15 protein-coding genes and 1 tRNA gene are annotated in these 24,226 nt (G+C 72.5%); 10 read left to right on the top strand and 6 right to left on the bottom strand.

Translation table 11 applies throughout. The annotated features are described in order from the left end of the window. Positions 1-163: 163 nt before the first annotated feature. The 4 genes from ADL05_RS00985 to ADL05_RS01000 all read right to left on the bottom strand — a co-directional run bounded on the left by ADL05_RS00985 (position 164) and on the right by ADL05_RS01000 (position 4,678). A complete protein-coding gene (locus tag ADL05_RS00985; RefSeq protein ID WP_053614900.1) occupies positions 164-1,876 on the bottom strand; it encodes a bifunctional 3'-5' exonuclease/DNA polymerase in 1,713 nt (570 codons plus the stop codon). A gap of 267 nt (positions 1,877-2,143) precedes the next feature. Beyond that, positions 2,144-3,064 carry a 2-hydroxyacid dehydrogenase gene (locus ADL05_RS00990; RefSeq protein ID WP_053614901.1) on the bottom strand — a complete coding sequence of 307 codons (921 nt, stop codon included), beginning with the start codon at positions 3,062-3,064 and terminating at the stop codon, positions 2,144-2,146. A gap of 45 nt (positions 3,065-3,109) precedes the next feature. Next, a complete protein-coding gene (locus ADL05_RS00995; RefSeq protein WP_053615046.1) occupies positions 3,110-3,949 on the bottom strand; it encodes an RNA methyltransferase in 840 nt (279 codons plus the stop codon). A gap of 54 nt (positions 3,950-4,003) precedes the next feature. After that, on the bottom strand, positions 4,004-4,678 hold the full coding sequence (locus ADL05_RS01000) for a hypothetical protein (RefSeq protein ID WP_053614902.1): 675 nt from the start codon (positions 4,676-4,678) through the stop codon (positions 4,004-4,006). A 412-nt stretch (positions 4,679-5,090) separates the two neighbouring features. Here ADL05_RS01000 and ADL05_RS01005 point away from each other — a divergent pair, with 412 nt between their 5' ends. From ADL05_RS01005 to ADL05_RS01045, 9 genes are all read left to right on the top strand, one after another. Next, the gene (locus ADL05_RS01005; protein ID WP_053614903.1) at positions 5,091-6,827 is read left to right on the top strand and encodes a substrate-binding domain-containing protein; all 1,737 of its coding nucleotides are present in this window, start codon (positions 5,091-5,093) and stop codon (positions 6,825-6,827) included. 357 nt (positions 6,828-7,184) lie between these two features. Further along, positions 7,185-8,942, top strand: a complete 1,758-nt coding sequence (locus ADL05_RS01010; protein ID WP_053614904.1) for a substrate-binding domain-containing protein — start codon at positions 7,185-7,187, stop codon at positions 8,940-8,942. 367 nt (positions 8,943-9,309) lie between these two features. Further along, complete coding sequence (locus ADL05_RS01015; RefSeq protein WP_197285639.1) at positions 9,310-9,975, top strand: hypothetical protein; 666 nt, start codon at positions 9,310-9,312, stop codon at positions 9,973-9,975. Positions 9,976-10,074: 99 nt separating this feature from the next. Next, the gene (locus tag ADL05_RS31455) at positions 10,075-12,204 is read left to right on the top strand and encodes a DUF2510 domain-containing protein (RefSeq protein ID WP_156365666.1); all 2,130 of its coding nucleotides are present in this window, start codon (positions 10,075-10,077) and stop codon (positions 12,202-12,204) included. Positions 12,205-12,292: 88 nt separating this feature from the next. Continuing rightward, complete coding sequence (gene orn, locus ADL05_RS01025) at positions 12,293-12,943, top strand: oligoribonuclease (RefSeq protein WP_053614906.1); 651 nt, start codon at positions 12,293-12,295, stop codon at positions 12,941-12,943. A 67-nt stretch (positions 12,944-13,010) separates the two neighbouring features. Beyond that, positions 13,011-13,086, top strand: a tRNA-His gene (locus tag ADL05_RS01030). A gap of 401 nt (positions 13,087-13,487) precedes the next feature. Then, on the top strand, positions 13,488-14,045 hold the full coding sequence (locus ADL05_RS30210) for a type IV toxin-antitoxin system AbiEi family antitoxin domain-containing protein (RefSeq protein WP_156365667.1): 558 nt from the start codon (positions 13,488-13,490) through the stop codon (positions 14,043-14,045). Continuing rightward, positions 14,042-14,380 (top strand): nucleotidyl transferase AbiEii/AbiGii toxin family protein, encoded by a 339-nt coding sequence (locus ADL05_RS01040; protein ID WP_053614908.1) that lies wholly within the window; start codon positions 14,042-14,044, stop codon positions 14,378-14,380. The genes ADL05_RS30210 and ADL05_RS01040 overlap by 4 nt, the downstream gene beginning before the upstream one ends. An 827-nt stretch (positions 14,381-15,207) precedes the next feature. Next, entirely contained in the window at positions 15,208-16,986 is a 1,779-nt protein-coding gene (locus ADL05_RS01045) for a DUF262 domain-containing protein (protein WP_053614909.1), read from the top strand. A gap of 156 nt (positions 16,987-17,142) precedes the next feature. Here the strand turns inward: ADL05_RS01045 and ADL05_RS01050 are convergent, their stop codons facing one another. Both ADL05_RS01050 and ADL05_RS01055 read right to left on the bottom strand, forming a co-directional pair. Continuing rightward, positions 17,143-19,743 carry an MMPL family transporter gene (locus ADL05_RS01050; RefSeq protein WP_053614910.1) on the bottom strand — a complete coding sequence of 867 codons (2,601 nt, stop codon included), beginning with the start codon at positions 19,741-19,743 and terminating at the stop codon, positions 17,143-17,145. 39 nt (positions 19,744-19,782) lie between these two features. After that, positions 19,783-20,457: a TetR/AcrR family transcriptional regulator gene (locus ADL05_RS01055; protein WP_053614911.1), complete on the bottom strand. Its 675-nt coding sequence runs from the start codon at positions 20,455-20,457 to the stop codon at positions 19,783-19,785. A gap of 391 nt (positions 20,458-20,848) precedes the next feature. On the opposite strand from ADL05_RS01055, the gene ADL05_RS01060 reads away from it, so the two are divergent. After that, on the top strand, positions 20,849-24,178 hold the full coding sequence (locus tag ADL05_RS01060; RefSeq protein WP_231640549.1) for an NB-ARC domain-containing protein: 3,330 nt from the start codon (positions 20,849-20,851) through the stop codon (positions 24,176-24,178). The last annotated feature ends 48 nt before the right edge of the window (positions 24,179-24,226 follow it).

Here is a 24,226-nt window from a genome sequence, read left to right on the forward strand (position 1 = left end):
GCCGCAGGCCGCCCCGGCCCCACACGCCGCACCCGCCACACTCGCCCCGACGCGCGCCACCCCGCCCACACCCGCCATACGCGCCGCAACGCCATATCCGCAGCCGAAGTCGCACCCACCACACCCGCCTCACACGCCACACCCGTGCCCCGGCACACCCGCCCTACCGCTCGTCGTAGGAGTCCGTGACCGTGGTGGACAGCGGGAAGCGGACCGGCGTGTCCCCGAAGAGGGTCGTGCGTGTGCGCGTCTCGGCCTCGGCGACCGCGCGCACGGTCTCGTCCGCGTACTCGCGGGGCACGTGCAGTACGACCTCGTCGTGCACGAAGAACACGATCCCCGCGCCCTCGGGCAGCTCCGGCAGGCCCTGGCGCAGCGCCGCCAGCATGACCAGCGCCCACTCGGCCGCGCTCGCCTGGACGACGAAGTTGCGCGTGAAGCGGCCGTGCGCACGCCGGCGCCGCTCTCCCTCGGATCCGGCCGTGCGGGCCTGCCAGTCGGCCGGCGCGGGCGAGGTCCGCCCCAGCCAGGACCGCACGATGCCCCCGCCCTCCCCCACCCGCGCGGCGGCGTCGACGTACTCCAGGGCGCGCGGATACAGGCGCCGCATGGTGGCCAGCAGCGGCGCGGCGTCGCCGGAGGTCTGCCCGTACATGGCCGAGAGCACACCGATCTTGGCGCGCTCGCGGTCGCCGCCCACCTGGTCGGCCAGGCGCGCGTAGAGGTCGTCCTCGGCGGCCGCGGCGGCCAGGGCGGCGTCGCCGGAGACGGCGGCCAGCACCCGGGGTTCGAGCTGCCCGGCGTCGGCCCGGACCAGGACCCAGCCGGGATCGGCGCGCACCGCGCGGCGGATGGCCCTGGGGATCTGCAGCGCCCCTCCCCCGCGGGTGGCCCACCGGCCGGAGACGACTCCTCCGACGACGTAGTCGGGCTGGAACCGGCCGAGCCGGAGACCGTCGGGGCCGGGGCGCTCGCGCACCCAGGTCTCCAGCCACGCCCAGCCGTTGGCCGAGTGCAGGCGGGACAGCTCCTTGTACCGCAGCAGGAGGGGCACGACGGGGTGGTCGACGCGTTCCAGCTCCCACGAGCGGGTGGAGGAGACCGGGTGGCCGATCCACGCCATGGCCCGCAGGACCTGGGCGGGCGAGTCCGGGTTGACGTCGCGCCCGACCGCGTCGGAGATGCGGGCGGCGAGGTCGGCGAGGACCGCGGGCCGCTGCCCCGCCGGAGGCCGCGGACCCAGGAGTTCGGTGAGGACCTCGTCGTGGACGTCGGGCCGCAGGGGCAGGCCGTCGCCGCTCATCTCGACGGCGGCGAGGCCGCCCGCGGACTCCACCGCGGCCAGCAGTTCCATCCGCTCGCGGTCGGGCAGTGCGGCCAGGCGCCGGCGCTGGTCGTCGTGCACCTCCCCGAGGGCGGCGAGCCGGTCGGTCCCGGGCGGCAGCGTGGAGCGGTCGGCCTCGAACAGCGCGGGCTGGGCGGCCGTGCCCTCGCCCAGTGGGCGCACGGGGTCCTCGGGCACCGGCCGGTCGTGCAGCCGGGCCCAGGCCGCGCCGAGGGAGTGCGGTTCGGCGTGGCGGACGTCGTGCCCCAGCAGGAGCGCCTCGGTGAGGGCGACGTCGTGGCAGCGCGACACCCGTGCACCGGCCCGGACGAGGTCGGGGTAAACGTCCTCGCCGGACGACCAGACCCACCTGGGCGGTCGCGGACCCGACGGGCCCGGGCCGGAGGCGGCACCCCGGGGGCGGACGCCCTCCGCCTCGGCGCGGCGCACGGCGTCCGCGAGGTCGGCGACACGGCGGACCGGGCCGGGGCTCCCGTCCAGTTCCTGGATCCACCCGCCGCCCTCGCCGTCGGCGACCACCGCGATCCGCATACGACCAGTGTGGCCCGCGCCGACGACGATCCGGCGGGTTCCCTGGGCCTGTTCCGCGGACGCTCACCCCGCCTCGCTACGGACGGCGTCCGCGGAACACGCCCAGGGAGTGTGGGCCTTCGGGTGAGCGAGCGGTCGTCAGTCCCTCTCCCGCACGACGATGGACGACGTTCGGCCGGAAGGTGTGCACGAGCGCGGAAACGCGGCGCGGAGACGCGGCGAGGCAGCCTGGCGGCCGCGAGCCCGGAATGCCGCACACAACACCGTCTAGCGACCGGGGCGCACCACGTTGGCCAGGGGCCTGCCCGCGGCCCACCGCGCGAGCTGGTCGTCGACGAACGCGCGGGCACGCGGGTAGAAGGCCGCGGAGCCCCCGGCCACGTGCGGCGTCAGGTACACCCCGGGCTGGTCCCACAGCGGGTGCTCCGCCGGCAGCGGCTCGGGGTCGGTGACGTCCAGGGCCGCGCGGACCCGCCCGCCCTGGGCCAGCAGCGCGTCGGTGTCCAGCACCGGGCCGCGGCCCACGTTGACCACGAGGGCGTCGTCGGGCAGAAGGGCGAACTCGGCGGCCCCGAAGAGCCCGCGCGTGTGCTCGGTCAGCGGGGTGACCAGGACGACGATGTCGGCGTGGGGCAGCAGGCCGTGCAGCTCACCGATCCCGTGCACGCCCTCGTCCGGCCTGGCCCGGCCGGCCACGCGCACGACGTCGGTCTCGAACGGCACAAGGCGGCGCTCGATCGCCTGCCCGATGCTGCCGTAGCCGACGATCACCACGCGGCAGTCGGCCAGCGAGCGCAGGTCGGCCGACCCCCACCGGTGCCCCTTCTGGTCCAGGGCCCAGCGGGGCAGGTCGCGCTGGGCGGCGAGGATGAGTCCGAGGGCGTGCTCGGCCGTGCTGGCGTCGTGCAGCCCGCGCCCGTTGCACAGGGTCACGTGGTCGGGGATCAGGGGCAGGACGTGCTCGTAGCCGGCCGACACCAGCTGGAGGACCTCCAAGGACGGGAGCCGGGACACCAGGTCGTAGCGCCCGTCCACGCCCTGCGTGGAGGGCGCGTAGGGCACCTGGTAGAAGCCCACGTCCTCCAGGCCGGTCTCCGGGGCGGGTCCCCCGGCATAGATGTCGACGTGCAGGGAACTCGGCGCGTTGTTCCGGTTCTGCTCCCACTGCACGAGTGCCCTACCGCCCATGAGGCCGCACCCCTCCGCTCCGCTCGGTCCGTGTCAGAGGCCACTCTAGGGTGTGCCATGCGGCGGCCGTCGGGCGCGCCCGGCCAGCTCGTAGCACGCCACGGCCGCGGCGGCGGTGACGTTGAGGGAGTCGACGTCGCGGTCGGCCATGGGGATGTGCACCCTGTCGGAGGCGCGCTCCAGCCAGCGGGAGGACAGCCCGTCACCCTCGGTGCCCAGCAGCAGGCCGACACGGTCGTCGGGGCCGAGCGCGGCCACCGCCTCGCGCAGCGGCAGCGAGTCGGCTCCGGGGGTGAGCGCCATGAGGCGGAACCCGGCCTCGCGCAGGGTGTCCAGGCCTCCGTACCAGTCTTCCAGGCGGGTGTAGGGCAGGGTGAACACCGCGCCCATCGACACCTTGACGGCGCGGCGGTAGAGGGGGTCGGCGCAGCGCGGGGCGAGCACGACGGCGTCGATACCGAGCCCGGCGGCGCTGCGGAAGATGGCGCCCACGTTGGTGTGGTCCACCAGGTCCTCCAGGACGACGATGCTCCGCGCTCCGGCCAGGACCTCCGCCAGGCCGGGCAGGGCGCGGCGCCGGTAGGCGGCCAGCGCGCCGCGGTGCAGGTCGAAGCCGACCAGCCGCTCGGCGGTCTCCTCGCTGACCACGTACAGCGGCGCGTCCGAGGCGGCGACCACGTCGTCCAGGGCCGCGGCCCGGCGCTCGGTGAGCAGGAAGCTGCGCGGCTCGAAGCCCGCGGCCGCCGCGCGGCGGATGACCTTGTCGCCCTCGGCCATGAACAGGCCGTGCTCGGCCTCCAGGTGGCGGCGCAGGTTCACGTCGCGCAGGCGGGTGTAGTCGGCCAGGCGCGGATCGGCGGGGTCACTGACCTTGATCACGTCCATGGCCACCCATTATCCAGCGGCGGCGCACCGCCCCGGAGGCTGCCGCGGTCCGGGTCAGCTGATCTGGTCGGTGACCGCGCGCAGGCGCTGCCAGCGGGCCTCCTCGCAGGAGCCCTTGCGGGAGAGCGTCGTCTCGACCTCCATGCCCTCCCAGGTACCCACGATGGTGGCCTCCTGGGGGCCGTAGAGCTTGTCCGTGCACACGGTGCCCTCGCGTACCTCGGTGAACAGCTGCTCGACGCCGGGGTCGATGGCGACGGTCGGTTCGACGGCGCCGTCGGACCGCCCGTCCTCGTCCTCGCCCTCGACCTCGTCCGCGCCGGTGCCGGCGTCGTCGGCGGGCTCACCGACGCCGGTGGTGTCCACGCCGGTGGTGTCCACGGGGTCGGAGCCGAGTTCGGCGGCGGCCTCGGCCAGCGCGGCGCAGGTCTCGGGGTCCTCCTCGGCGTCGCCGGAGCAGCTCAGGGTCTGCACCCAGGCGCGGTCCCGGTCGCTGACCTGGATCTGGAGGAAGCCGACGGGGGCCTGCTGTTCGACCTCCTCGGGCTCCTCCACCACCGGGCCGGACTCCACCGTCGCGGCGGAGGTGGCGGTGTGCGCCTGCTCCGGCGGCAGCATCGAGGGCCCGACCAGGACCGCGTACGCCGCGGCGCCGACGGTGCACGCGCCGACGAGCAGGTAGGTGCCGAGCGTGCCTCGGCCGCGGTGGTCACTGTGCGATGGGGACATGCCAAAACCCTCGGGGGTCGGTGGACACGTGGTCCTCAGTCCGCGCGGAACAGGGGCCGCGCGTCGGTCTGGGTCCAGGAGTGGGGCCCAAGTGTAACGGTGGGGTCGGTGTGCTCTCGGGTGGGCACAGTAACAAAGGGATCTCCCCGCTCCGGCCACCGGGCGCCGTCACGGAGGGCCGACCGGCCCCTTCCGCTGCGCCATTACCAGCGAGTAAGGTCCTGGTGAGGAATCGTTCGCGACAGGCTCCCGGACGTTCGCGTTCACCTTCGTGTGATGCCTGCCTCCGTGTGAAGGTTCACACTCGCCTCCGTGAGCGCCGGGCGCGGCTCTCCGCGGCACCCCTGGCGGCGCTGGCGCCCGCGAACGAACGCGACCGGGAGCAGACCCCCAGCCAGACCCCGGAGTGCCCGTGTCCAGTGGACGCCACCGCATCGCCTCACCGGCCGTCTCGACCACCCGCAGGGTGGTCCGGTCCCCGTTGGGCTTCACCGTGATCGCCATCGCGCTCATCACGCTGGCCGCGGTCGCGGTTCCGGTCGGCCTGAACGTGCTCGGGTGCGGCGACACGCGCTACCTGCGGGTGTCGGCGACCCAGAGCATCGCCCCCGTGCTCCGCGAGGCCGCCACCGAGTTCAACGAGGACCGCCCCAGCTACGGCGGCGACTGCGTCTACGCGCAGGTGGACGAGATCGCTCCGCACCGGATCATGACGGCGGTCTCCGGCGGCCGGCCCGGGGACTCGACCATCGCCCCGCACGTGTGGGTGCCCGAGTCCTCCGCGTGGGTGGAGCTGGCGCGCGTGTCCGAGCGCGGGGCGCGGGGCATCGAGACCGATCCCCCGTCGCTGGCCAACTCCCCCGTGGTGCTGGCCGCGCCCGAGGGCGCCGAGGGACTGCCCGAGCCCGAGGACGCCAGCTGGACGCTGGTCCTGCCGGGCGAGCGCGAACCCGAGCGCCCCCTGGTGATGGTCGACCCCAACCGCGGCGCCGACGGGATGACGGTCATGCACGCGGTCCGCCGCCACCTGGGCACCGGGGACGACGCCGACACCGCCATGACCGACTTCGTGCGCGACGTCCAGCTCGACAGCGCCTTCGGCGAGATCGACCTGGGCACCTTCTTCACCGGCTCCCCGGCGGCGCGGGACCGGGTGGACCCGCTCATCGCCGCGCCCGAGCAGGCCGTGGTGTCCTACAACAGCACCCGCGCGCAGGACGCCCCGGCACTGGAGGCGCTCTACCCGTCCGAGGGCACGGTCGGCCTGGACTACCCCTACGTGACCGTCACCGACGACGCGTCCCTGGAGGCGGCCGCCGCGGACCTGTACGAGGTGCTGGGCGACGACGCCTACCGGACCCGCCTGCGTGAACTCGGGTTCCGCGACCCCGGCGGCCGGGCGGCGGCCGGACTGGCCGAGCGGCCGGGGGTGGCGGCCGAGGAGCCTCCCACGCACGAGGACCTGACCGGCGACGCCCTGCTGGCCTCGGTCACCGACTGGAACCGCCTGTCCATGCCCAGCCGCGCCCTGGTGCTCGCCGACACCTCGGCGAACATGGCGGACGGCCTCGACGGCGGCCCGAGCCGGATGGAGGTCGCCCGGCAGGCGGCGCTGACGGGCCTGTCGCTGTTCCCCGACGAGACGGACATGGGGCTGTGGCTGATGTCCGACGAACTCGGCGAGCGGGGACGCGAGGAGGCCGCCGACCTGCGCGAACTCGGCGTGTCGGGCGAGGACGGCGACATCACGCGCAGACAGGAGCTCGTGGGCGTCGCCGAGGACATCACGGTGGAGGGCGGCGGGTCCCGGTTGTACGACAACGTCCTGGACGCCTTCGACGAGGTGCAGGCCCGCTACGACGAGGACAAGATCAACAGCGTCATCCTGTTGACCGCGGGGGCCGACGAGGGCTCCAGCGACCTGTCCCACGAGGAGCTGGTGACGGCGCTCCAGGACCGGTTCGACCCCGAGCGGCCGGTGAGCCTGTTCGTCATCGCGTTCGGCGCCCAGGCCGAGGAGGAGCGCCTGCGCCAGATCACCGCGGCTACCAGCGGCTCGCTCTTCGTCACCGACGACCCGGACGAGATCGGCGACATCTTCCTCAGCTCGGTCTCCCGGAGGCTGTGTGTGCCCGACTGCGACAGCTGAGGCCGCACGGGGGCGGCGGCGCGGCCGGATTTCGGCTCGAAAACGTCTCGATCAAATAACGGAATAGAATTTCGGACAGGCCACTTCACGTTCACTTGGGCGCGAGCCATGGCCCGGATCACCCGAGGTGACCGGTACTGCTTCGCCCCCCGAGCCTCTCCGTCACCGGACGAGCACCCGATGAACGGACTCCCACGGCATGCGCTCCCCATGACCAGTTGAGTACCGTTCCCACCAGTAACAGCCCAGTGGTCGGATGCGTCCCGTTGCGGACCGGACAGAACGACCGCTCCCCGGACCCCCGGAACACACCCCCTGTACGACTCTCCGGCCGTACACCACCCCGTGAGGAATGCTGTGGGACGTCACCGCGGAAGATACGCAGAAGAGCCCCCGAGCCGGGACAGGCGTCGGCGCGGCCGCGGCGGGGCTTTCGCCGCCCTCGCCGCCGCCCTGGTCATCGTGATCGGCCTCGCCGTCGCGGGCGTGTACATGTTCGGGCAGTCGGACGGCTGCGGCGGTTCCGACGTCGAACTCGACGTCGCGGCCTCCCCCGAGATCGCCCCCGCCCTGAACGACGTCGCCACGGAGTTCAACGCCGAGGAGCAGCAGGTGGACGGGTCGTGCGTGCGGGTCAGCGTGCGCGCGGTCGACTCCGCCAACGTCGCCTTCGGCATCACCGGCGCGGGCGCGACCATGGGCGACACCGACTCCGACGTCTGGGTCCCCGACTCCAGCGTGTGGTCGCAGCTGGTGCAGAGCCAGTCCGGCGACGCCGTCATCACCGAGACCGGCACCTCCGTGGCCCGCTCCCCGCTGGTCCTGGCCGAGCTCGCCGAGTTCGGCCAGGGCGCGGGCGAGGACGTGCAGTGGTCGGACGTGATCCCCACGGCCGCTCCGTCCGAGGACGCCGGCCGTACCGTGCGCGTGGTGGACCCCGCCCGCAGCTCCACGGGACTGGGCACGCTCTACCTCCTCCAGGGCGCCCTGGAGGAGGCCAGCCCCGACACCGACACCTTCAACGCGTACATGACCGCGGCGCTGCAGTCCCTGCACCAGGGCGCGTCCTCCGACGAGGAGGCCGCCTTCCTCGCACTGAGCGGCGGTGACTCCGAGGCCCCGCCGGTCATGGTCATGTCCGAACAGGCCGTGTGGCGCTACAACGCCGAGCACGACGACGCCGCCGCCCAGGCCCGCTACCTGGAGGGCGGCACCTACTACCTCGACTACCCCTACGTGGTGCGCAGCGAGGAGAGCGAGACCACGCGCGCCGCGGACCTGTTCCGCGAGGCCGTGCGCGCGCCGGGCGCGGTGGAGCGCTACCTCGCCGACGGGTTCCGCGGCTCCGACGGCGAGATCGACACGTCCGTGCTCACCGAGGACGTCGGGTTCCGCGAGGAGGAGCCCTCGGCGCTGCCGGCGCCCTCGGGCGGGGCGGTCACCGAGCTCACCCGCACCTGGAACCAGCTGAAGATGGAGTCGCGGGTCCTGACGATCGTGGACGTGTCCGGCTCGATGCTCGCCGAGGTGCCCGGGACCGGCATGACGCGGATGCAGGTGACGACCGCCGCGGCGACGGAGGGCCTGCGGATGTTCACCCCCACGGCGGAGCTGGGCGTGTGGCAGTTCTCCACGAACGTCAACAACAACCTCCACTACCAGGAGATCGCGCCGGTCCGCGAGCTCCAGACGACCGACGAGGCCGGGACCGCGCACCGGGACGTCATCGGCAACGCCCTGGCCCAGCTGCAGCCGCTGCCCCAGGGGGACACGGCGCTCTACGACACCTACCTGGCCGCCTACCAGGAGATGTCGCGCACCTACCAGCCGGACCGGACCAACGTCATCCTGATGCTCACCGACGGGGACAACGACAACCCCGGCGGGATGGAGCTGGACCAGCTGCTGAGCGAGATCGACGGCATCGCCAGCGCGTCGCGGCCGATCCCGATCATCACGATCGCGTTCGGCCCCGACGTGCAGAACCTGGAGCCGCTGCAGCGGATCGCCGCGGCCACGGGCGGCGCCGCGTACATGACGGAGGACCCGACCGAGATCGGCGACATCTTCCTCCAGGCGTTCTCGCTGCGCATCGCGGAGGACGAGGAGAGCTGACCGCTGGGGGCACCGGCCCGCGACGGCGGCCGACCGCTCACGACGACCGGGCCGTGGCGCGATGCCACGGCCCGGTCGTCGTTTGTGGGGCCGGTCGTCGTGGGGCCCGGTCATCGGGGACGGGCCCGGTCGTCGTGGGCGGGTCCGAGCATCGTGGGCGGGGTCGATCGTCGTCGGTGTGGACCGCGTGGTGGCCGCGACGCGTGTGAGCACGGGACGCCGGACGTGAAGGTGACAAGACCCTGTCCCACGCGCGCGGACATATGGACTTCTCGCGCGCGGTGGCGTACGCAGGAGGTGCGGAGCGTGTCCGGGGCTCCACCTCGACCCGCGGGGCCCACACCGACGACGGGATGAGGGAACTGCGATGACGCAGGCGTGGATGTCGGCCGCCGAGAGGATCCAGGGCCGGGCCACGGTGGCTCCGCCGGGACGCGGCGCGCCGCGTGCCGTGTGGAGCGTGACCGGGTCCGACCCAGCCACTCGGTCGGCCGGCCAGGAGGCCCGGCGGCTGGTGGAACGGCACCGCGAGACCCATCTCGTCTGGAACCCCCTGACCGGGGAGATCGTGCAGCTGCTGCCCGCCACCCGGCGCGGCCGGATCGACCTCGGCGGCACCCACCAGTACGAACAGCACGTCGACCACGGTCTGGAGGGGCGCGTGTGCCTGGTGGTCGCGGTGGTCGCCCGCCCGGAGGCCCCCTTCACCGACGGCCCGATGCGCGGCCTGGAGCCGGTGCTGGCCTGGCTGGACGCCTGGGGGGTGGAGCGGCGGTGGAACGGTGCGCTCCCGGGCGCACCGCCGGAAGCGGGGACCCCCGACGAGGCCTCCGCCCGCGCCTGGAGCCGCGGCGGGCACTTCGGCCAGGACCACGTGCCCGGCGCCGGCGCGACCGGACCCGGCCACGTCGAGCCCGCCCGCCTGCTGGGCCCGTCCCCGCGCGTCGGGAGGGACACCGCCGCCGACCAGGCAGGAGGGCCTTTCGAGTCCACGACCGCCTCGAACGACTACCAACCGTCCGCAATCGCCTAGACACGCACGGCCAGGGTCAATGCGCCCGGAACACATCGGGCACGAGGTTTCGGGGATCGCTGGTCAAGCGGAGACCAAAAACCCCTTAGTCTGTCGCCCATGGGTGGATCTATCGAGCCGGGTTGGTATGCGGACCCGCAGGGCGACGCGCAAACGCTCAGATGGTGGAACGGTGACGAGTGGACGCGGCATACCCGTTCACTGAGCGAGCTCCAGGGCGGCGCCGCGGGCGCCGACGACGAGGAGGCCGCCACCACCTACCTGGGCGGACAGGGCCGGGACGGGTCCGCGACCGAGGTGGACGAGGACGAGCCGGGCACGGTCCGCCTCGGCCCGTCGGCCTCCGCACCGGCCACCCCCGTGGACGACGAACCCAGCACCATGCGCATCAGCCCGTCCCGGTCACAGGACACGGCCTCGGCACCACCCAGCCCCGAGCCGTCGCCCGCGCCCCTGGACGACGAACCCAGCACGATGCGCATCAACCCCTCCTGGTCCCAGGAATCCGCCTCCGCCCCGCGCCCCCCGGCTCCCCTCCCCGTGGACGACGAACCCAGCACCATGCGGATCGGCCCGTCCGCGCCCCAGCGCGACACCGCCCCGCCCGGCCCCGCCCCGGTGGACGAGGAGCCGAGCACGATGCGCATCAGCCCCTCCGCCTGGGGGCAGGGGGCCGACGACGACGAGCCCACCGCCGACATGGGCGGTGCGGGCGGCGTGGGCGCCACGATGCGCGTGGACCCCGGCGACCTGCCCGGCCGCGGCGGCCGGGACGACGAGCTGCCCACCGCCGACCTGGGCGGGGTCGGCGCGACCATGCGCGTGAACCCCGGTGACCTCCCCGGCGGAGGCGGGCGGGACGACGAGGTGCCGACCGCCCACTACGGCGACGACGACCTGCCCACGGCCGACCTCGGCGGCGATGCCATCGGCGACACCCCGCGCACGGCCGTGTTCGACCCGGGTGCCGCCGGCGACGCGCCGCGCACCGCCGTGTTCGATCCCGACCAGATCGGTGACACCCCCGGAACCGCGGTGTTCTCCCCCGGCGGCGACGAGGCTCCCCGTACCGCCGTGTTCAACCCTGACGACCCGATGTTCTCCGGCGGTGCCGGGAGCGACGAGGACGACAAGCCCAAGAGCGGCTTCAAGGGCCTGCTCGGCCAGCTCAAGGAGGGGTGGGCCGACCTCAGCGAAGAGCGTCGCGAGGAGCGCCGCAAGGCCGAGGAGGAGGCCGCCAGGCAGCGCGAGGAAGAGCGCGTACGCCTGGAGGCCGAGGCCAAGCAGCGCGAGGAGGAGGCCAAGCAGCGCTGGGAGGAGGCCCGCAAGCGAGCCGAGGAGCAGGGCGAGCAGCCGCCCGGTCCCGCCGGTGCGCCCGGCGACCCCCAGCAGCAGGCCGCCGCCTGGCCCGGCCGGACACCGGAGCAGCCCGCGCCTGGGCAGCCCGTCCCCGGACAGGCCGTCCCCGGGCAGCCCGCACCCGGGCAGCAGCCGCCGTCGGGACCGCAGCAGGGCTATCAGCCCCAGCCTCCGGGCCAGACGCCCCCGGGCCAGCCCTCCCCCGGCCTGTCCGCGCCCGGCCAGCAGCCCCCGTCCGGACCGCAGCAGGGCTACCAGCACCCGGGCGCACCCGGGCAGCCGCCGTCCGGCCCCCAGCAGGCGTTCGGCGCGCCTCCCGGCGCTCCGCCGCAGCACGGCGGGTTCCGGCCCCAGGGACCGCCTCCCGGCCACCAGCAGCCGCCGACCGGTGGCCAGCAGGGCCACCAGGCGCACCGCCCGCCGCCCGGGTTCCCGCCCCCCGGCGGCTATCCGCCGCCCCAGCAGCACGGCGGACCGGGCATGGCCGCCGGCCCGCCGCCGCACCACCGCCGCGGTCCGGCGCCCCAGCCGATGGGCCGCCCGCCGCAGGGCCCGCCGCCCGGCTACCCGCCCGCGCCCGGCCCCAGGAACGGCCCTCCGGGCGGGCCCCCGCCCGGGCACCCCATGGGCGGACCGCCGCGCCCGCAGTGGGGTCAGCAGGGCCCGGGCGGACAGCCGCCGCCCCCCGCCCCGCGCCCGCAGCAGCCACCGCCCCGCAAGAAGAAGAAGGGCGGATGCGGCTGCGGCTGCTTCACCCTGCTCGCGATCACGGTCGTCATCCTGGCACTGGCCTACCTGCAGGTCTGGGGGGTCTACGACTGGCTGTACGCGATCTTCGACGTCGGTCCGGGCCAGTTCGTCTGGAACTGATCCGCGTTATCCGGAGTGCGTCCGGGCCCGTGCCCGGCCGCACTCCGGCCATCCCCAGCAGTCCCCGGCACGCCGTAGGGTGACCGGTATGAACGACTGTCTGGTGTGGATCGACTGCGAGATGACGGGGCTCGACCTCGAGAACGACGCGCTGATCGAGGTGGCCTGTCTGGTCACCGACGGTGAGCTCAACATCCTCGACGAGGGTGTCGACCTCGTGGTCAAGCCACCGCAGGCGGCGCTGGACCAGATGGGCGACTTCGTCCGCGACATGCACACCTCGTCGGGCCTGTTGGAGCAGCTGGACCAGGGCATCTCCCTCAAGGAGGCCGAGGACCAGGTCCTGGAGCACATCCGCCGGTACGTCACCGAGCCCCGCAAGGTCCCCCTGTGCGGCAACTCGATCGCCACCGACCGCACCTTCATCGCGCGCGACATGAAGCTCCTCGACGCCTTCCTGCACTACCGGATGGTCGACGTGTCCTCGATCAAGGAGCTGCTGCGCCGCTGGTACCCGCGCGTGTACTACGCGAGCCCGGACAAGAACGGCGGGCACCGCGCCCTCGCCGACATCACGGAGAGCATCAAGGAGCTGCGCTACTACCGTGCCGCCGCCTTCGTGCCCGAGCCCGGCCCGAGCACCACCACGGCCCGCGCGATCGCCGCCGAGGTCATGGCCGGAGGCACTGGCCGGGAGGCCCGTGAGAAGGCCGCCACACCGGACGGGCCCGAAAACTGATCGAAGCACTCCTCCGAGTCCGCTAAGCTTTCATACGTACGCAGGGCCGCGAGGCCAGGCGCACGTGGTGGGTGTAGCTCAGCCGGTAGAGCACTTGGTTGTGGTCCAAGAAGTCGCGGGTTCAAGTCCCGTCACTCACCCCAGAGGCTTAAGCCCCTGACCAGCGCAAACGCGCAGCGGTCAGGGGCTTTTGCGTTGCCGGGGGTGCACCAGCGGGTGCACGGGGGTGAAGATTTGCCCGGTGAGTGTGCACCACCCATCCCGTCACTCACTCCTCGGGTGGGGGTGCACCCGGGTGCACGAAGCGGCCACGGTTCGGCGCCGAACCCCCGCAACCCGGGCATCCTGGTCATCAGTGGATGGGACGGACACCCCCACTGACCTGTGGAAGGATCGTCGAGAACCCTCTCCGATCTCCTTCGCCTCAGCCCCACCCAATCGATGATCCACGCATCGACCGTCCAGGCCAGGCACCTGCCTTGTGGAACAGAACGTATACAGATGACGTTACCTGTACACGGAACGGATCATGGAGGTGGCCGCCTTGGAGATTCTGCGCCCCAAGCAGACACCCGACCTCGGCATGTCCAAGAGCACCCTGTACCGCGCCGCCCACGACGGAACCTACGAGCGCATCGCACGAGGCATCTACCGCGCCACCGACGCCCCGGCCGCGGACTGGGACTGGATCGAAGCAGCGACCCGCCGGCCCGAGGCAACCATCTGCCTCATCTCCGCGCTGGCCCACCATGACCTGACCGACGCCATCCCGGACGCCCTTGACATCGCGATCCCGCGCGGCACCCGCATCCCTGCGACCCAGGCCGCGATCAAGTGGCACGTGCTCGCGAAGCAGACCTTCGACCTCGGTCGCTCCGAGATCCCCATCCCAGGGTCGGATCTGCGCATCGGTATCTACTCGCCCGAGCGCAGCATCGCGGACGCGTTCCGACTCCGAGGCGACCTCGGATACGAGCTAGGGAGGGACGCCCTGCGCGAATGGCTCCGCCGTGGCGGCAAACCCGCACACCTGATGTCGATCGCCGCCCGCCTCCCCCGAGCCAAGGGCCCGGTCCTGCACGCGCTGGAGGTGCTCACGTGACCAGCGGCTATGAGGCGTTCCAGCAGATCCAGAGGAAGGCGAGGTCGGTCGCGGCCAGGGAAGGCAGACCCGTACCGACCGCCGTGTACCTCACCAGGCATGCGCTCAAATCCTTCCTCGGCCGGCTGACCCGCACCGAGCACAAGGACGACTTCGTGTTGAAGGGCGGCATCCTCCTCGCCGTCTACGCGGTTCGTCGTCCGACCAAGGACGTCGACGCGGAGGCGATCAGGACCACGGTCACACCTGAGGTCATCACGCAAGTCATCCGTGACGTGGCCGAAGTCCAAGGCCAGGGCACCGCCAACACGAAGGCATCGACCACCGGCATCTAGCGAGAGCCGGGGGCACGGACTGACCACCCTTCGACACCCACGCCGGCGCCCACACCTTCCGTCTTCACGTCGAATCCGCCGGCCACCAGTGGCCCGGGAACTGGATACGGCGCCGAGGCCGGGCCCGAGGGTGGGTCCCAGGACACTGCTGGATCAAGACGGACGAAGACGACGAACCCGAGGCCGAGCCGGTGCCGTTCGCCGACTACGCCCGCGACCTGGACATCCACCTGATCCCCCGCTTCGGGAAGGTGAACCTGCGCGACTCTGCCCAGCTCAAGTCCGAGGACGAACGAGGCTGAGGCAACCAACTGCGCACCGGGGTTCCCGACCCCGCGGCCCCCACACAGGACCAGCACACCCAGCCGGGGCCGCAAGTAGGGAACCTGGCCGGCACTCGTCGGGAGGCGAGTCCGCGCAGCAAGGCGACGAGGTTGACGACCCGCCTCACCGCGCAGATGATCTCCACTGCCCTCGCCATGCGGGCAACTCGCAGGCTCATCGCACGAACACGATGCAGGACGAACCGAGCCGACCCACACGGAATCTGCAAAAGGTGACCGGGTCAGCACCGATTCCGCTGGTATCTTGCGACGGCGGTTACTGTCCACCTCATCCAGGGGGCAGCCGGCCACCCGCACGCACCCATCCGTGTTCGCTTCCCCTGCTTGGAGCATTCTCCCCTGGCCCGCAGCGGCATCGAATCCTCGTGGGGAACGACGCCGCTACGGCCTGTATGACACCGTGTTCGCCGCCGACGACGCAAGCACGTGGCCCAGCCACCGCGGACACCAGCCCGAGCCCGCGCCGACAAGAGGTCCCCCCGCATGTCCTTCCAGACTCCCCTCAGCATCGAAGAGATGCTCACCACCGTCCACAAGCACGAGTACCTGATGCCCGCGATCCAGCGTGAGTTCGTCTGGAACGCCGATCAGATCACCAAGCTCGTCGACAGCCTGATGCGCGGGTACCCCGTCGGCTCGTTCCTGCTGTGGAAGGTCGAGCCCGAGACCGCACAGTCGTACACCTTCTATGAGTTCCTGACGAACTACCACGAACGCGACAAGCCCTACGCGGACAAGGCCACTCTTCCCAGCGGCAGCGGCACCACCGCCGTTCTCGACGGACAGCAGCGCCTCACCGCCATGAACATCGCGCTGTACGGCAGTTTCGCGGAGAAGAAGAAGTACGCGTGGTGGAACAGCGCCGACGCCTTCCCCGTCAAGCGGCTCTACCTCAACCTCGTCGACGCTCCCGAGGACGAGGAGCTGGGGATCAAGTACGACCTGCGCTTCCTGACCGACCAGGACGCCGCACCCGGGGAGGGCGAGGTGCACAAGTGGTTCCGTGTCGGGGCGGTACTCGACCTCGCCGACTCGGGGCCCGGGATCATGGGGGAACTGGAGCAGCGAGGCTGTCTCGGCTCAGCCGATGCGTTTCGGCGACTGTACGACCTCTACCAGGCGGTACGGGAGCTGAAGCCGATGAACTATTTCCTGGTCACCGACCAGGACCCCGACAAGGTGCTGGAGATCTTCGTTCGGGTCAACAGCGGCGGCACCACCCTCTCCTACTCCGATCTGCTGATGTCGATGGCCACGAACCAGTGGAAGGAACTCGACGCTCGTGAGGAGGTCCGCTCACTGGTGAGCGAGATCAACAACAACGCGGGTCGGCAGTTCTCCTTCTCCAAGGACGTGGTGTTGAAGACCGCGTTGACCATCACCGCCGTTGACATGAAGTTCAAGGTCACCAACTTCACACAGACCAACATGGCGAAGGTGGAGGCGGCCTGGCCGGAGATCAAAGGGGCGCTCCTTCGCGCGGCGACCCTGCTCCAGCAGTTCGGCTACAGCGAACGCAACCTCACCGCCCACAGCGTTATCACGCCGATCGCGTACTACCTGCACCTGCGCGGCGCGGGCGACTCCTACCTCGACTCGACCGCGGACGCCGCCGACCGGCTCGCACTGCAGCGGTGGGTCACCCGCTCACTCATCAAGCGCGGCGTCTGGGGTTCGGGGCTCGACACCCTGCTCACGCGTATCCGCGATGTGCTGAGCGCCAACACCACAGGCGTCTTCCCCGTTGCCGCGGTCGAGGAGGCGATGGCCGCGGTCGGGAAAAGCCTCACCTTCGACAACAGCGAGATCGACGAGCTGCTCAATCTGAAGTACGCCGGACGGCGCACCTTCTCCGTGCTGTCGGTGCTGTACCCGGGCCTGGACCTGAGCAAGCTGTTCCACGAGGACCACATCTTCCCGAAATCCCGTTTCACGAAGAAGAAGCTCACCGAAGCCGGGATACCTCTCGACGAGATCGACGACTACCTGGCAGCGGTGAACCTGCTGCCCAATCTCCAACTGCTCGCCGGAACCGCCAACATCGAGAAACAGGATTCTCTCCCCGAAGACTGGATCGGGATCGCGTTCCCCAGCCAGGACAAGCGCGCCACCTACCTCTCGGAGAACGACCTCGACGGCGTACCGCTCGGCATGAACGAATTCACCGCGTTCTTCGAGCAGCGCAAGCAGCGGATCCGTACACGCCTCATCGCCGCTCTCGGAGCGACTCCCGACGTCCCGGGCGAGGAGACTCCCGCGTAGAGGCGGGTCCGCCGCCATGAGACGGTGATTGATCAGCCGGTCCGTTCGTACGGCGGGCAGAGCCGGACGCGGCCAGGAGGCCCGTCGGGGCGTCCGGCACTCGGCCGGAAAGCCCCGACGGGCCTCCTGGTGTCCTCGCGAGGGGCCCGCGGCCGGTCAGCGCCGGCCGGACTCGATCCTCTCGTCGGCGTCCGCCGTACCGGTGCCCGCTTCAGCGGCGGGTGCGGTCTCGTCCGCGCCGGCGCCCTCCTCGGTGCCGGCCGACCGCCGCGCGTGGTCGCGCTCCAGCGAGGAGCCCTCGACGTCGATGTCGGGCATGATCCGGTCCAACCACCGGGGCAGCCACCAGGCCGCGTCGCCCGCCAGGTGCATCACCGCGGGGATGAGCAGCATGCGGACCACGAAGGCATCGATGAGGACGCCGAAGGCGAGCGCGAATCCGACCGAGCTGATCATCATCGTCTCGGAGAAGATGAACCCGCCGAACACCGAGATCATGATGATCGCCGCGGCCGTGACGACCGCGCGTCCGGCGCGGAAGCCCTGCACGACGGCGATCCGCGACGGACTGCCGTGCGTGTAGGCCTCGCGCATCCCCGTGCCGATGAACAGCATGTAGTCCATCGCCAGGCCGAACAGGATGCCCACCAGCAGCGTGGGCAGGAAGTTCAGGACCGGCCCCGGCTCCTGCAGCCCGATGAGCCCGCCGAGCCAGCCCCACTGGTACACGGCGACCACACCGCCGAGCGCGGCGAAGTAGGACAGGATGAAGCCCAGCGTGGCCACGACCGGCACGAGGACCGACCGGAACACCAGCAGCAGGATCACCAGCGACAGGCCCACGACCACCGCGAGGTAGGTCGGCAGGGCCTCGCTGAGCGTCTCGGAGATGTCGATGTTGCCGCTGGCCATGCCGGCCACTCCGAGCGTCCCGGTGCCGTGGATCGGCTCCAGGTCCCGCAGGGTGTGCACCAGCGCCTCGGTGGACTCGCTGGCCGGACCGTCCACCGGGACGACCTGGAAGATGGCCCGGGTCTGGTCGTCGGAGACCCCGATCGGGGCCACCGCGGCGACGCCGTCCTGGGCGTGGATCGCGTCGGCGATCTCGTACTGGTACCGCTCCGCGTTGTCCTCGGCCGCCTCGGCAGCCTCGTCGCTGGGGCCGCCGGGCAGCGTGGCGGCGACCAGCAGGGTGCCGTTCTGGCCGTCCCCGAAGCTCTCGGCGATGATGGAGTAGGCCTGGTACTGGGTGGACTCGGCGGGCTGTGAGGAGCCGTCGGGCATCCCCACCCGCAGGTCCAGGGCGGGCAGTGCGATGACGCCGAGCGCCGCGATCGCCAGTGCGGCGCGGCCGAGAGCCCCGGCGGTCGACATCGGCCGGACTCCCGTGTCAGTGCCCGTCTCAGCGCCGTCGGCCGGGCTCTCGTCCGGCTCAGCGGCACCGGCGGCCGCACCGCCCCCGGCCGTCCCGGCGGCGACGCGGTCGCGCTCACGGCGGGAGAGGATGCGCGTGCCCACCAGCGACAGCAGCGCCGGGACGAGGGTCACCGCGATCAGCACCGCGACCGTGACGGCGATGGCGCCCACACTGCCCATGAGGCCGAGGAAGCCGATGCCGGTCAGGTTCAGACCGAGCAGGGCGACCAGGACGGTGGTACCGGCGAAGACCACGGCGTTGCCCGCGGTGCCGTTGGCCAGCCCGATGGACTCGGGCACGCCGAGCCCCTCCTTGAGCTGGCGGCGGTGCCGGTTGACGATGAACAGCGCGTAGTCGATGCCGACCGCCAGTCCGAGCATCAGTCCGAGGATCGGCGTCACCGTCGCGATCTCGAGCACGCTGGACAGCGACATCGCGGCCAGGGTGGCGATCCCGACGCCGATCAGGGCGGTCACCAGCGGGAGCCCGGCGCCGACCAGGGTGCCGAGCATGACCACCAGGACGATGCCCGCGACGATGACACCGACCACCTCGGCGGCGCTGACGAGGCTCGGCAGCGCCATCGCGATGTCGTCACCGAAGTCGACCGTGGTACCCGCCACCGGATCATCCTCGAAGACCGCCATCACGGCGTCCTTGGTCTCCTGGGAGACCTCCTCCTGGCTCTCGGTGAAGGCCACGTTGACCAGCGCGGTCGTGCCGTCCTCGGAGACCGTGCGGATCCCGGAGGCCATCTCGATCATGGCCTCGCCCCGTGCGAGGTCCTCGTCACCGGCCTCCAGCTCCTCCAGTCCGGCGTCGATCTCGGCCTGCTGGGCGTCGAAGGCGGCCTCGGTCTGCTCGTCGAGCGGTCCGGCGGCCTCGGCCTGCTCGCGGCTCTCGTCGAGCTGTGCCTGGCCCTCCTCGAGTTCGGCGCGTCCCGCCTCGCTCTCCTCGCGCCCCTCTTCGAGGAGGTCGGCCTGTTCGGCGCGCTCCTCCTCGGTCGCGAACGGGTCGATGACGTCCTCGACGCCGGAGACCTCGGCGGCGGTGTCGACGCGCTCGCTGATCTCCGTCCGCTGTTCCTCGGTGAGGGCGGCGCCGTCCTCGCTCTGGTAGACGACGGTGCCCCTGCCGCCGCTCATCGCGGGAAACTCCGACTTGAGGCTCTGGTTCACCTCGTCGGTGGGTGTGCCGGGGATGGAGAAGCTGTCCTCCAGCTCACCGGAGAAGAGGGCGTAGGCGGTCCCCGCCGACACCAGGAGTGCCAGCCAGATCGCGATGACGGTGCGGGCGCGTCTGGCCGACGTACGCCCGAGCCGATAGAGAAGTTCAGCCATGGTTCCCTGCAAACGGAGTGGGTGGGGTGAGCGGTGGGCTCAGGAGTCGCCGGTGCGGGCGGTCAGGGCCCCGAACCCGGCGCGGTTGACGGAGATCATGCGTTCCAGGAGCCGGTCCCAGACACGGCGGGACTCGACGGAGTCGACGCCTCCGGTGCTCTGCTCCCAGTGGCGGACCACCACGAGGGCTCCGCCGACCAGCGCGCCGCACATCAGGTCGGCCTCCAGCGGGTCGGCGGCGGGGTGGTGGCGCAGGGTGATGGCGGCCATCCGGATGCCGAGGTCGCTGACCGCGCGCTCGAAGAGCACCGCCTGGCGGGCACTGCGCCGACCGTCGTCGGGCCCGAAGATCCGGGTGAGCTCGGTGATGGTGGTGACCAGGTCGGTGGCCCGCAGGGCCCCGGCCAGCTGGTCGAACATCGAGGAGTCGCCGGGGCGGTCGGCCGCCGACGCCTCGAAGTTGGCGTCGACGTTGTCGAGGACCGCGCCGAGCATCTCGTGGAAGACCTCGACGGTGATGTCGTCCACCGTCGTGAAGTGGTTGAACACCGTCCGACGGGAGACGTCGGCGCGGGCCGCGAGCTGGTCGACGGTGAAGTCCGTGCCGCCGATCTCGGTCATCAGCTCCGCCGCCGCCGTGACGATGGCCCGGCGGTGCCTCGCCTTGAGGGCCTCCCTGCGATCGGACGCGGGCGGGCGCTGTCGGTCTGCCATGCCACCAGGCTAGAGACGTGGATGCACTCAGTGCAACGACGCACTCAGTGCAACCAGTCACACCGGGCGGCCATCGGCCCCCTCCGGCCCCGTCCAGCTCGATCCGGGTCCCGGGCGGGGCCGGCCGGGTCGTTCCAGCAGGCACCCGTGACCGCCCGCTGCGGCCCCGTCCCACCTCGAAGAACCCATCGAAATGGGGCCGCCCCGCCGGTCGTCCCGGACCCACCCGGGTCGGTTCCCGGCGCTCTCGGAGTGACGGGAGGGTGAACGGACGCGGGGACGACGGTGGCCGACTGGACACCGCAGCCCCTGCGGCGCAAGGATCGGAGGCTCACGGACCCGAGTCCGTCCGACATACGTGGATGTACGACGTCTCCCAGAAGGGATGGGCGTGAACAGGCTCCCCCTCCCCCGGGCCGAAGCCGATCCCCCGGCCCCCCGCGTGCTGCGTCCGAGCCGGATCGGACTCGCCGCGGGCCTCCTGGTCCTCGGTCTGGGCACGGCCCTGCAGGGGATACCGGACCTCGTGCCCGACGGCGGCGGTCCCCTGGTCCTGGGCCTGAGCGCCCTCGGCGCCGGAATGGTCGCCGTCGCCGGATGGCTCCTCGAACGCCCCGCCGGTGAGGCCCGCCCTTCTGGGGAGGGGCCCGCGATCCGTCGGCGGCTGCCACCGCCCAGTGACTACTTCACCGGCCACGCCGACCTCATGGCGGAGCTGCTGCGCGCGTTCGACCGCTACCCGCGCAGCGGCCCCCGCCGCCTGGTCAGCCGCCCGGCGTGGACGTCCCGGCTGCGGCGCTCGCGGAGCCCGTTGACCATCGCGGTCACCGGCGAGGGCGGCACCGGCAAGAGCCAGCTGGTCGCACAGATCGTGCACCGCGTGGCGGACCGCTTCCCCGACGGCACGCTGGAGTTCCAGCTCTACGGCGACCTCGTGCACGACGGAACCGACGGCGGCCGCGCACGTGGCGCCCCGCGCGGGTCCGCGCGCGACGCGGGCCGACGGCTGCTGCGCGCGTGGCTGACCCGCGGCGGCGCCGACCGCCGCGACGACGGCGACGAGACCGACCCGATCGGTCCGGTGCGCCGCGATCCCCGCCGGCCCGAGGACGTCCTCGTGCAGATGCTCGCCGAGATCGGCGCCACTCCCCCGGCGGGGGCCTCCCTCGACGAGCTGAGCGTACTGTGGCGGACCGCGACCGAGCACCGCAGGCTCCTCCTCGTCCTGGACAACGCCGAGGACTTCGCCCAGGTGGAGCCGCTCCTGCCCTACGGTGACCGGTGCGCGGTCCTGATCACCAGCCGGGACGACTTCCGCGACGCCTCCCCGTACGTGCTGCGCCGCCACCTGGACCCGTTGTCCCCCGAGACGGGCCTGCGGCTGCTGGAGCGGTTCGTGGACGAGTCCCCGTACCCGCTCACGGCCGACGAGCGCGCCGTGCTCCCCGACATCGTCGCCGCCTGCCACGGATTCCCCCTGGCGCTGTGCCTCATGGGCCGGCGGATCTCCGCGGGGCGGGGGCCGGGCGCCACCGACCTCCTCCGGCACATGAACGACCCCATCCTGCGCTGGACGGTTCCGGGGCTGCAGGCCATCGCCCGGTCGTTCGCGTTCGGACTGGGGCAGTGCGAGCCCCGGGAGCGGCTGCTCCTGCACCGGTTGGCCGGTGCCGGGCTGACGACCTTCACGGCGTGGTCGGCGGCCGCCCTGCTGGGCGTGACCGAGGACGAGGCCAAGCCGCTGCTGGTCCGGATGAGCCATCGCTACCTGGTGACGTTCCTCTACGAGGCGGGCGGCTTCGACCGCTACCAGCTGCACGACCACGTCCGCGACACCCTGTTGTCGGTGGGCCCGCACCTGCTCGGCGTCCCGGAGGAGGAGCGGGCGGACTGGTCGCAGGAGGCGCTGGTTCCGGCGGTGGACCGGCTGCTGAAGGCGTTCGTCGCGATCGCGGAGGCGGCGGCGCGCCGGGCCGCGCCCCATGAGTGGAGCTTCGGCGGCTCCCTCCCGGTCCGGGCCGAACCCGCCGAGCGCCGGGGAGGCACCGGACGCGGCGAACGCGGTGGAGGCGGCGCACCAGGAGGACGCGGCACGGCTCCGCTCCCCTCCCTCGCCGTCCCCGGAACCGGCCACCCCGACGACGACTCCGTGCCCGGCGGTCCCCGCACCCCCGGCCGTCCGGCCCCGCCCGCCGATCCCGCCTCCTGGCTGGAGACCGAGCGCCAGGGGTTCGAGGTCTGCTTCCAGTGGACGGACCTGCGCGACCGCGCCGAGGACGGGTGGCGGCTGCGACGGGCCTTCTCCGTCCTGTGCCGGGCCGCACGCACCCACTGGGGCGCGATGCGCGAGGCCACCCAGCGGGCCACCGCGCTCGCGCTGGAGCTGGGCGACCCGTTCGCCTACGGGGTCTCGCTGCTCGACCGGGCGGAGGTGGCCAGCGGACACGGTGACCACGACACCGGATACGAGCGCGCCCTGACCGCCCTCTACGTCCTGGACCAGCTGCCGTCGGTGGATCCGCGCTGGCGGGCCCGGGCGCACAAGGTCATCGGGGTGAACCTGTACCGCCGCGGCGACCTGGACGACGGCCGGGCCGAGATCGAGGAGGCCGTGCGGATCTTCTCCGACCACGGCGACCGCTGGTGGCAGGTGCGCTCCCTGTGCAACCTGGCCGAGGTCGACCGCTTCCAGGGGCACCAGGACCGGGCCTACGCGCTGATCACCCGCGCCGAGGAGCTGCTCGTCGGCTCCCAGGACGGGGTGGAGCTCTGGGCGCGGGTCCAGCTCCAGAAGGGCGAGGTCCTGCGGCTGCGCGGGTACGCGCTGCACGCCTGGTTCGTGCTGGACGACGAGCGCGACCGGCTCACCGGGGACGCGCGCGGCACCTGGCTGCACGCCCGCTACCTGCGCAGCCTGGGGCAGTTGCCGACCAACCAGCTCAACCAGGAGGCCCGTGAGTGCGAGCTGCTGCACTCCCCCGCCCACGAGCGCGAGCGGCGCCGCCTGAGCGCGCGCGATCCGCGGTGGCACGAGGAGCAGGCGGCCAGGGTGGCCGGGCTCTTCGCGGACGGAGGCCGGGAGTACGCCGCCCGGTTCGCGGACGTGGCCGAGGCACGAGGGTTCCTGCGCCGCCGCCCGCGGCTGCGCGACTCGTGGCAGGTCACGGACCAGATCGCCCGTCTGCGGCGGGCCGAGGCCGACTTCACCAACATCGGTGACGACTGGGGCCGCTGGCGCACGTGCCTGGTGCTCGGCCAGACACTGATGGCCCAGGACCGGACACGCGGCAAGGAGGACATGCTCCGGGCCGCCGAGGGCTTCCGGGCCCTGGGCGACAAGTGGTGGCACGCCCGGGCCCTGCGGATGGCGGCGGAGTCCCTGCACCAGGCCGACCGCCTGGCCGAGGCCGAGGAGCTGGCGGGGATCGCGGTGGAGGGCTACCGGGGCCTGCGCCACCGGTCGGGCCAGTTGCGGGCGATGAAGGTCCTGGCGGGCATCCTGACCCGCCGCGACCTGCTGCGGGCGTGGCGCACGCTCACCGAGGCCGTCCTGCTCGCGGAGGAGGGGGTCCGGCTCGGCGTGGTGCCGCGGTCGCTGCTCCAGGAGATCCGGGACATGCTGCGCACGGTCACCGCGCACGGGTCGGACCCGTCACTGAGCGGGACGCCGGACCACCGGCCGCACGGACTCCGTCACGGTGAGCACGCCGAGCGGCCCTAGTCTCGGGCCGGGCGAGAGCGTTCTCCCATGGCGGCGCACGCCCGCGAG

This window comes from Nocardiopsis sp. NRRL B-16309, assembly GCF_001279585.1.
Classification (GTDB): Bacteria; Actinomycetota; Actinomycetes; order Streptosporangiales; family Streptosporangiaceae; genus Nocardiopsis.

Coding starts and splice junctions, on each gene's coding strand:
- ADL05_RS01000 (WP_053614902.1), bottom strand. CDS start 4,678: ATGTCCCCATCGCACAGTGACCACCGCGGCCGAGGCACGCTCGGCACC.
- ADL05_RS00985 (WP_053614900.1), bottom strand. CDS start 1,876: ATGCGGATCGCGGTGGTCGCCGACGGCGAGGGCGGCGGGTGGATCCAG.
- ADL05_RS01050 (WP_053614910.1), bottom strand. CDS start 19,743: ATGGCTGAACTTCTCTATCGGCTCGGGCGTACGTCGGCCAGACGCGCC.
- ADL05_RS01015 (WP_197285639.1), top strand. CDS start 9,310: ATGACGCAGGCGTGGATGTCGGCCGCCGAGAGGATCCAGGGCCGGGCC.
- ADL05_RS01055 (WP_053614911.1), bottom strand. CDS start 20,457: ATGGCAGACCGACAGCGCCCGCCCGCGTCCGATCGCAGGGAGGCCCTC.
- ADL05_RS31455 (WP_156365666.1), top strand. CDS start 10,075: ATGGGTGGATCTATCGAGCCGGGTTGGTATGCGGACCCGCAGGGCGAC.
- orn (WP_053614906.1), top strand. CDS start 12,293: ATGAACGACTGTCTGGTGTGGATCGACTGCGAGATGACGGGGCTCGAC.
- ADL05_RS01045 (WP_053614909.1), top strand. CDS start 15,208: ATGTCCTTCCAGACTCCCCTCAGCATCGAAGAGATGCTCACCACCGTC.
- ADL05_RS00990 (WP_053614901.1), bottom strand. CDS start 3,064: ATGGGCGGTAGGGCACTCGTGCAGTGGGAGCAGAACCGGAACAACGCG.
- ADL05_RS00995 (WP_053615046.1), bottom strand. CDS start 3,949: ATGGACGTGATCAAGGTCAGTGACCCCGCCGATCCGCGCCTGGCCGAC.